At 39.1% G+C, this 9,062-nt stretch carries 6 protein-coding genes; 3 read left to right on the top strand and 3 right to left on the bottom strand.

Going from position 1 to position 9,062, the window contains the following annotated elements; all coding sequences use genetic code 11:
• From K1X56_13920 to K1X56_13910, 3 genes are all read left to right on the top strand, one after another.
• Positions 1-3,686, top strand: a 3,686-nt coding sequence (locus K1X56_13920) for an HYR domain-containing protein (protein ID MBX7095814.1), incomplete at its 5' end; no start/stop codon positions are given.
• Positions 3,687-3,705: 19 nt separating this feature from the next.
• Positions 3,706-4,641, top strand: a complete 936-nt coding sequence (locus K1X56_13915; GenBank protein ID MBX7095813.1) for a type IX secretion system membrane protein PorP/SprF — start codon at positions 3,706-3,708, stop codon at positions 4,639-4,641.
• An 11-nt stretch (positions 4,642-4,652) separates the two neighbouring features.
• Positions 4,653-6,530, top strand: coding sequence for an OmpA family protein (locus K1X56_13910; protein ID MBX7095812.1), 1,878 nt, complete (start codon positions 4,653-4,655; stop codon positions 6,528-6,530).
• Here K1X56_13910 and K1X56_13905 read toward each other — a convergent pair whose 3' ends face one another.
• The 3 genes from K1X56_13905 to K1X56_13895 all read right to left on the bottom strand — a co-directional run bounded on the left by K1X56_13905 (position 6,531) and on the right by K1X56_13895 (position 8,778).
• Entirely contained in the window at positions 6,531-6,923 is a 393-nt protein-coding gene (locus tag K1X56_13905; protein MBX7095811.1) for a hypothetical protein, read from the bottom strand.
• Positions 6,923-7,663 carry an AAA family ATPase gene (locus K1X56_13900; GenBank protein ID MBX7095810.1) on the bottom strand — a complete coding sequence of 247 codons (741 nt, stop codon included), beginning with the start codon at positions 7,661-7,663 and terminating at the stop codon, positions 6,923-6,925. The genes K1X56_13905 and K1X56_13900 overlap by 1 nt, the downstream gene beginning before the upstream one ends.
• A 389-nt stretch (positions 7,664-8,052) precedes the next feature.
• Positions 8,053-8,778, bottom strand: a complete 726-nt coding sequence (locus K1X56_13895; GenBank protein ID MBX7095809.1) for a DUF481 domain-containing protein — start codon at positions 8,776-8,778, stop codon at positions 8,053-8,055.
• Positions 8,779-9,062: the final 284 nt, after the last annotated feature.

Raw genomic sequence — 9,062 nt, 5'->3', positions numbered from 1 at the left:
CATTTCCTGTTGGAACAACCACAAATACATTTTTAGTGACAGATGCGCAAGGAAGAACTGCGACATGTAGTTTTGACGTTACCATCATTGATGCAGAATTGCCAGGCATTAGTTGTCCCGCCACTATAAATGTAAATGCCGATGCCGGTTCATGTTTGGCAAGTTCTGTTACACTTGGAACTCCAACTACAAATGACAATTGTGGTGTAGCAACTGTTACGAATAACGCACCTGCTACTTTCCCTGTAGGAACTACGACAGTAACATGGACCGTAACCGATATTCACGGGAACAGTAACACATGCACACAAACGGTAAATGTGAGTGATGTTCAATTACCAACTATTACTTGTCCTGCTACCATCAATATAAATGCAGATGCAGGTTCTTGTGCTGCTACTTCTGTATCTTTGGGAACTCCTGTTACGAATGACAATTGTGGTGTTGCAAGTGTAAGCAACAACGCACCGGTTTCTTTCCCTGTAGGAACTACAACGGTAACATGGACCGTAACTGATATTCATGACAACATCAACACCTGTACGCAAACTGTAAATGTGAGCGATGTTGAATTACCGACCATTACTTGTCCTGCTACTGTTACTGTAAACGCAGATGCAGGAACATGTGCTGCAGGAACGGTTTCATTAGGCAATCCAACAACAAATGATAACTGCGGAATTGCCAGTGTTACAAATAATGCTCCTGCTTCATATCCTGTTGGCTCTACAACTGTAATTTGGACCGTTACCGACATTCATGGAAATGTTGCAACATGCAATCAAAATGTTATTGTAAATGATACGGAATTACCAACGATTGTTTGTCCTGCAACAGTGACCGTTAATGCAGATGCGGGCTCCTGTGCTGCAACTTCAGTTTCGTTAGGAACACCGACTGCCAATGACAATTGTGGAGTAGCAACAGTGACCAATAATGCACCATCTTCTTACCCTGTTGGAACAACTACAGTAACATGGACTGTTACCGACATTCATGGAAATATTTCAACATGCAATCAAACAGTGATTGTGAATGATGTTGAATTACCAACTATTTCTTGTCCCGCAACTGTAAACGTTAATGCAGATGCCGGTTTATGCGCTGCAACTTCTGTGTCACTTGGCACGCCTACAGTAAATGATAATTGTGGAATTTCTTCTATCAGTAACAATGCTCCTTCATCTTATGCTGTAGGAACTACAACTGTAACATGGACAGTAAGCGACATTCATGGTAATGTTAATACCTGCACACAAACAGTTGTTGTAAGTGATGTTGAACTTCCGGAAATTGTTTGTCCGTTTAATATCACCGTAAATACCGATAACGGATCATGTACTACAGATGCAACACATGTTACTTTAGGAACCCCATTGGTAAATGACAATTGCGGTATAGCAACAGTAGTAAATGATGCACCTGCAGTTTTCCCTATTGGAAATACAACGGTAACCTGGACTGTAACAGATATTCATGGCAATGCAAATTCATGTGCTCAAATTGTTACTGTAATCGACAATCAGAATCCTGTTATTTTAAATTGCACCAACGGAAATTCCTTTACTGTAAGCACCAACAATAATAATTGTTCTTATACCCATTCCGGAACTGCCTGGGATGCTACTGCGAGTGATAATTGCACGGTGAGTTCTGTGACTTATGTACTAAGCGGAGCTACAAGCGGAAGCGGCAGCAGTTTGGATGGAATTATATTCAATAACGGAACCACCAATGTAATTTGGACAGCAACCGATGCAAGTGGTTTAACAGCAACCTGTTCTTATTCGGTAATCGTTAATGACAGTATTGCACCTGTATTTACAAATTGTCCGACTGACATTTCCGTATCGAATGATTCCGGAAGTTGCGAAGCAATCGTTACTTGGTCGCCACCTACCTTCACCGACAATTGTGGTGCAACGTTAAGTAGCAATTTTAATTCCGGTGATGTATTTGCAGTAGGAACAACCACTGTTATATATACCGTAACAGATGCATTTGGAAATTCTGCCACTTGTCAGTTTAACGTTACTGTAAACGATACAGAAAATCCTGTTTTCACTTTATGCAATACAGATATTTTCACATGTGATTCGATAGTAACATATGCTACTCCAACTGAATCTGATAATTGCGGAATCCTTTCACTCGTGCAAACCGCAGGATTACCATCCGGTTCAGTTTTCCCAGTGGGCACAACGACCATTGTTTATCAAGCTACCGATATTCATGGGAATAGCTCTACATGCTCCTTTAATGTTACCGTTTATCCACTACCCGTAATTACAGGAATTGTAAATGATGTAGTATGCAATGCTGCCGGAAATGGCAATATCGATATTACCGTAAGCAACGGAACAATGCCTTATAATTTCAGCTGGAGCAATAGTGAAATCACCGAAGACATCAGCAATCTTATCCCGGGCAATTATCAGGTTACAGTAACCGATAATAACACATGTACCGCTACCGCTTCTTATACCGTTAATGAACCTGCTGCTTTAACCATTCAGAGCATTCATACCAATTTGAATTGTTATGGTTCGAATGATGGAGGAATCAGTGTTCATCCGAATGGTGGAGTTAGTCCTTACACCTATTTATGGAACACCGGCGATACCACACAAAACCTGAATAATATTGCTGCAGGAACCTATATTGTTACAGTGACAGATTTCAATCTTTGTTCACTGAATGACACCATCACAGTAACGCAACCTGATTCCATCGAAATAAGTTCCACTGTTTTACCGGCGACTTGTTTATCCAATAATGGATCCATGGACATCACTGTTATCGGTGGTACAATGCCTTATTCGTATGTATGGTCGAGTGGCGAAACAACACAGGATATTGGAAACAGCGCTGCAGGAATTTATTCCGTAACCGTTACCGATGGCAAAGGTTGTACACAAACATTTTCTGATTCCATTAACAGCATCAGTGTAATCAGCATCAACGCTTCCATCCGCGATGTAAAATGTTATGGCGACTCCACAGGTAGTATTGATGTAACTCCGATTTCCGGTGTTGCTCCTTACACTTATGTTTGGAATACCGGAGCAACAACAGAGGATCTGAATAATTTACGGGCAGGTGTTTATGATGTCCAGGCAACTGATGCTAATGGTTGTCATGTCGACATGAACTTTGTCATCTCTCAATCGGATTCACTTTTCATTACATTGAGTAGTCCGGAATACACTGGTGGATTTAATATTTCGCACAATGGTTATTCCGATGGTTCAATTGATTTAACCATAGTTGGAGGAACAAATCCGTATAGTTATCTATGGTCGAACGGTGAAACAACGGGAGACATCAATCAATTAACTGCCGGAACTTATTCCATTCTTCTTACCGATGACCAGGGTTGTACAGTTGGAGGTCAGATCACACTTGATGAACCGCTTCCAATTGATATGCCAACGGGATATTCTCCAAATGAAGATGGCAAAAATGATTTCTTCGTGATTCATGGTATTGAAGTATTCCCAGACAATGAAATATTCGTGTACAATCGCTGGGGTAACCTGGTGTATTCTGAGGTTGGATACAATAATAATTGGAATGGATATAACAACAACGGAGAAAAACTTCCGGATGCAACCTACTTTGTAATTCTGAATATCAAAGGAGAAAATTCCTTCAGTTTAACAGGATATGTTGATGTAAGAAGATAATCTGATAAAAAAAGAACTTATGAAAACGATCGTAAATAAAATTGTATTGCTGGTGGTTCTTGCGGGAGCAGGAATGAACGCACAAGCGCAACAGGATCCGATGTTGAGTCAGTATATGTTTAACGGATTATTTCTCAATCCGGCCTATGCAGGATCGCACAAATATTTCAGTTCAACGTTGACCTATCGTAAACAATGGGTGAATTTTGAAGGTGCTCCTCAAACAGCGATGGCAGCAGTGGATGGTCCGCTTAAAAATGAAACCATGGGAATCGGATTAATTGTGATGAATGATCAAATTGGTATTACGCGCCAAAATGATATTTATGCAAGCTATTCCTATAACATTAAAATAAATAAAACTGCCAAGCTAGCTTTTGGTGTAAGAGCCGGTGTATCTCAATATAAAGCAGATGTAACCAGTTTACAAGTTTGGGATACCGACGATCAGGTGTTTAAATCGAACATCGCATCACAACTCATACCGAAATTTGGATTTGGTATGTATTTGTATGATCAAAAATGGTACGCAGGATTTTCAGTGCCCACTTTACTTGCATATCAAAAAGACAAGAACTTTAATTTGGACGTCAACCAATCTACTTTCTTAAACCGTCACTATTACTTAACCGGCGGATTGATTATTGAAGCCAATGATAAAGTAAAATTAAAACCATCTTTACTGATTAAGTACCTTCCTAATGCACCGATACAGGCCGATATCAACTTTAGTGCTTTGTTTCAGGATGTGATTTGGTTAGGTGCTTCTTATAGAACAGGCGATGCATTATTAGGTATTATCGAATACCAGGCCAACAATCGGTTTAGAGTGGGATATGCTTATGATTTAAGTTTATCGCGCATGCGTAAATACAATGCAGGTTCGCATGAATTAATGATTGGATTTGATTTTGGAAAAGATTTTGTGAAGGTAAAAACACCGCGTTATTTTTAATTTGAACAGCCATGAAAACAAAAGTTACATCATTACTACTATTTGCACTTCTGTTGAGTTCCTGTTTGAATTCCACATTAAGAAAAGCGAATAAGGAATACAATTCACTTCGTTATCACGATGCGATTGGTCACTATGAAAAATACCTGAAAAAGAAACAAGATGCACAGGTATTGGTAAATCTGGCCAATTCTTACCGCGAGACCAACAATTACAAAGCAGCGGAAGCCACCTATGCCAAGGCCGTGAATTACGAAAACATTCCACCCATCACTTATTTCTATTATGGAAAAATTCTGATGAACAACGGGAATTATCACGAAGCAAGAACTTGGTTTAAAAAATACCTGAGCATTCAGCAAGGTGATATTGTAGCCAGTATGTTATTAGCTTCTTGTAACACGGTTATGGACCGTTACAGGGACACCACCCTATACGAAGTTCAGCAGGTAAATATTCCTTCCTTTACTTCAGCTTTTAGTGTGACGGAGTATCAGGATGGAGTTGTTTTTTCGGGCGACAAAAAAGTGTTCAGTGGAAAAAAAGAAAATCCATGGACCGGTAATTCTTATCTCGATTTGTATCAAATGAAAAAAGATGCCAATGGACAATGGATGAAACCGGAAGTACTGAAAGGCGATATTAATGGTCCATACCACGAAGGTCCCGCAGCTTTTACCAAGGATGAAAAAACAGTTTATTTTTCGAGAAGTAATTACTACAAGAAAAAAATGAATGTGAATGAGGTCAATGAAAACAACCTTAAAATTTTTAAAGCAGAAAAAGTCGGTGAAGAATGGAAAAAACTGGAAGAACTTCCGTTTAACAGCGATGATTATTCCTGTGGACATCCGGCCTTAAGTAATGATGAGAAACAATTATATTTTGTTTCCGACATGCCGGGTGGATTAGGCGGAACAGATATTTACGTGAGTACATTCGATGGGAAATCATGGTCGAAACCCGAAAACCTCGGAGCACCCATCAATACACCGGGCAATGAAATGTTTCCCTATGTGCATAGCGATGGTTCGTTCTATTTTTCTTCGGACGGACACAACAGCATGGGTGGATTGGATGTATTTGTAACGTATAAGAATGAAAGCCGCTGGATGCAACCGGAAAATCTGAATTACCCTTTAAACTCCACGAAAGACGATTTTGGATTTTCATTGGGAAAAGACAACACGCATGGATTTATTTCTTCGAGCAGAAAGGACAAAGATGAGGTTTACGAATTCACAAAAAAGGCTCCCCATTTTAATCTTTTTGGAACAGCAAGAAAAAAAGGCACCGATATTCCGGTGGAAGGTGTTACCGTTGAAATTATAGATGATAACAATAAAGTAATTGCCGTAAAAAGTGGCAAGGATGGTAAATTCAAAATTGCGCTCGAGTGGCAAAGAAATTATTTTATTGCCTGCACTAAATTTGGTTGTTTTACACGAACCGATCAAATCAGCACCAAGGATAAAAAATATTCAGAAGATTTTTATGCCGATTTCGAAGTAGAGGAAATTGTGATCGACAAACCGATTGTCCTTGAAAATATTTATTACGATTTCGACAAGTGGATCATTCGCGAAGATGCTGCAAAGGAGCTGGATCGTCTGGCTAAACTTTTAAAGGACAATCCGAAAATTCAAATTGAATTAGGTTCGCACACCGATGCACGGGGAACGGACATGTATAATTTAGTCCTCTCCGATAAAAGAGCAAAAGCTGCGGTTGATTTTCTCATCTCCAGAGGCATTGATCCATCGCGCTTAACATGGAAAGGATATGGCGAAACGCAATTGAGAAACAAATGTTCCAACGGAGTAAAATGTTCGGAAGAAGAACATCAATTGAACCGTAGAACTGAATTCAAGGTCATTAAAATCGAATAATCAGAAATTACGGTCGACCAACACCAATTTTTGTTTGTTCAGAAAAATAAGCAGAAAATCGCGGGAGGTTCCGTCTTCAAAATAGAAACGGATATCTCCCGTGTTTTCGTTGGTCTCAATGGAACCAGGTTCATTGATAAAACAAACCGAATTTTTCCAGTTGAGTAATCGAAAACTATTATCGGGATAAACCAGCAATTGCGTGAGATATTTACCCTCACATTCTTCAATTAGCGTCCCCGGTTCTACCTGATGAAAATAAAGCGTATCGAAATCATCGTAAGTACCACACATTCTCCAATCGCCACCTTTTGCCAGCATACCCCCGTATCCACTTTGTGAATAGGAACAGATGGCTAACAAACTAAATAGCAAAAGAAGAGTGGGTTTCATTAACCGATGTTCTTTTTAATCGCTTTCCACAACTGACGATATAAATACGCAATATCACTTTCGGGATGCGCATTGATAAATGGACGACGATAAACACCCATGCGTTCTATTTCGGAGACATAAGGGATGGCTACATCAATGGTCTCTTTGTGACTGGAAGCAAATTCTGCGATACTTTCATTGTGCAGATTTTTTCTTCGTTCGTACATCGAGAAGAAGGGATGAAGTTTTTTACCATCAATTCCCGATTCTTTGCAAAAATCCTTCAGCTGTTCGTAGGTGCGAATGGATAATGTAGTAGGTACAACCGGAACCAGAATATAATCTGAATTGGATAAAATATTTTCAGAGAATAATGTAATGCTAGGTGGACAATCAATCACGACTAAATCAAACTGGCGCGACACCGGCTTAAATAAATTCTTCAACCAGGATCTTCCATTTTTTAATTCCTTAAGAAAAACATCCATCTTTCTGTATTTCTCATCAGCGGGCAATAAGAATAAATGCTCGTATGGCGTTGGAATTATTTCCTCCTCCAGTGAACGCTCACCTTTAATCACCTGCTTTGCTTCTTCCATCCCCTGATCTTGTTGTAAATAAAAAGAAGCCGCACCCTGAGGGTCCAGATCTACAAGAAGTGTATTGGTTTTTGCTTCGGCGGCAGCATATGCTATATTTACCGCGGTAGCCGTTTTTCCAACACCGCCTTTAATATTAAAAACAGCGATGATTTTCATAATGCTTCTAAGGTTTAAATCAAATATAATAAAATCAGGGACTTTTCCAAATTTAGGCCTCTCAAAAATTTCACATATAAGCCTGAATATCAAATTATTATCGATTTTTATTTTTTATCATACTGCTGCTTTTTCCAGGATAAATGAAGTCATGATTTTAGAATGGGGTTATAGCATACAGGGAGATTCGGTTGAATTTCCGGATGGAAGCAGATGTTTAACTATTGCTTTTATAGATGGAAAATGCGGAACGGAATGGAACAAATCCCTCGTAAGCGGCACAGACCTAAGTGAATCGGGATCCAGGATCTGGCAATCGGGAAAATGGATTTTAATTTTTATTGTGATTCTGCTGATTATCTTTTTTTATCTCAGGCGACAAACCCAACTTAAAATTCGAAACCGAAAACATTGGAAATAAAATACATGGTTTTCGGTGCTCCTTCGGGAGGAAAAGAATCGTATTGCAAACTGTAAACCAGTTTGAATTTCAATTTTTGAGTGATATTAAAACGCAATGATGTTTCACTGGAAACCCGGATATCGTCGGGACTAATTACATCCGGTTGTATATAGGTAATTGAATTGATGCCCGTTGTTTTATTGAATTGAAAATCGAACGAAATAAATGTACTGTAACGAATTTGCCGATTGATTTTTCCTTTGGCTTCTTCTTCGTATTCCCCCATTAGAAAAGCACCAAGATTGATCGAAGCTGAATCGCGGTCGAGCACAATGGCGCGGACTCCGCCTCCCAATAAAGTTCTGAATTGGATGAGCTGAATTTGGTTGTATTGCATCTGCTCAAAACCTTCGAGATAAAACATCGGAAATTCGCAACTGTTGTAAGCATAACGAATATGCTGAAATCCGTTATTGACGTAATTCTGGTTATCCACTCCCACAAAATTGAAATCGGTAATACCGGTCACCAAATGTCGATCTCTCTTCCAATAAATTTTATTCCGGTTTCCAACCTGATAAATGGTTTTGGTATTGTTGGTAATTGAAAAACTTAAATCCACATTTCCACTCCAACCATCTTTTAATTTTCTTAACCGTTGGTTTTCTATATTCACAATCTGTGCACCAGCTTCTACCCTCAGAAACATCACAAATAGAATTAAAACAGCGATTTGTTCTAATCCTCTCCTATGAAATATCGATATATTTAAACTTTTCACCTAGTGATTTGCGCATTTCATCCAAAAAAACAATCCTTTTCCCCAATAAAGCCGTAAATTTAAGGAAATTGCTATTGCATGAGATTCTACTTGCCATTAATCTCTTTGGGGATGTTCATTTTAGGTTTTCAACCTTGTTATTCCCAAATTACGGTTGGTCCAAAGGACAACCTGACCGAATCGAAATACGATTCCAGATTATTGATGCATTATTC

The organism is Flavobacteriales bacterium (assembly GCA_019694795.1).
Classification (GTDB): Bacteria; Bacteroidota; Bacteroidia; order Flavobacteriales_D; family UBA2798; genus UBA2798.
Note: the sequence above shows the minus strand (reverse complement) of the source record. Positions and strands in the feature narration are given on the sequence as shown.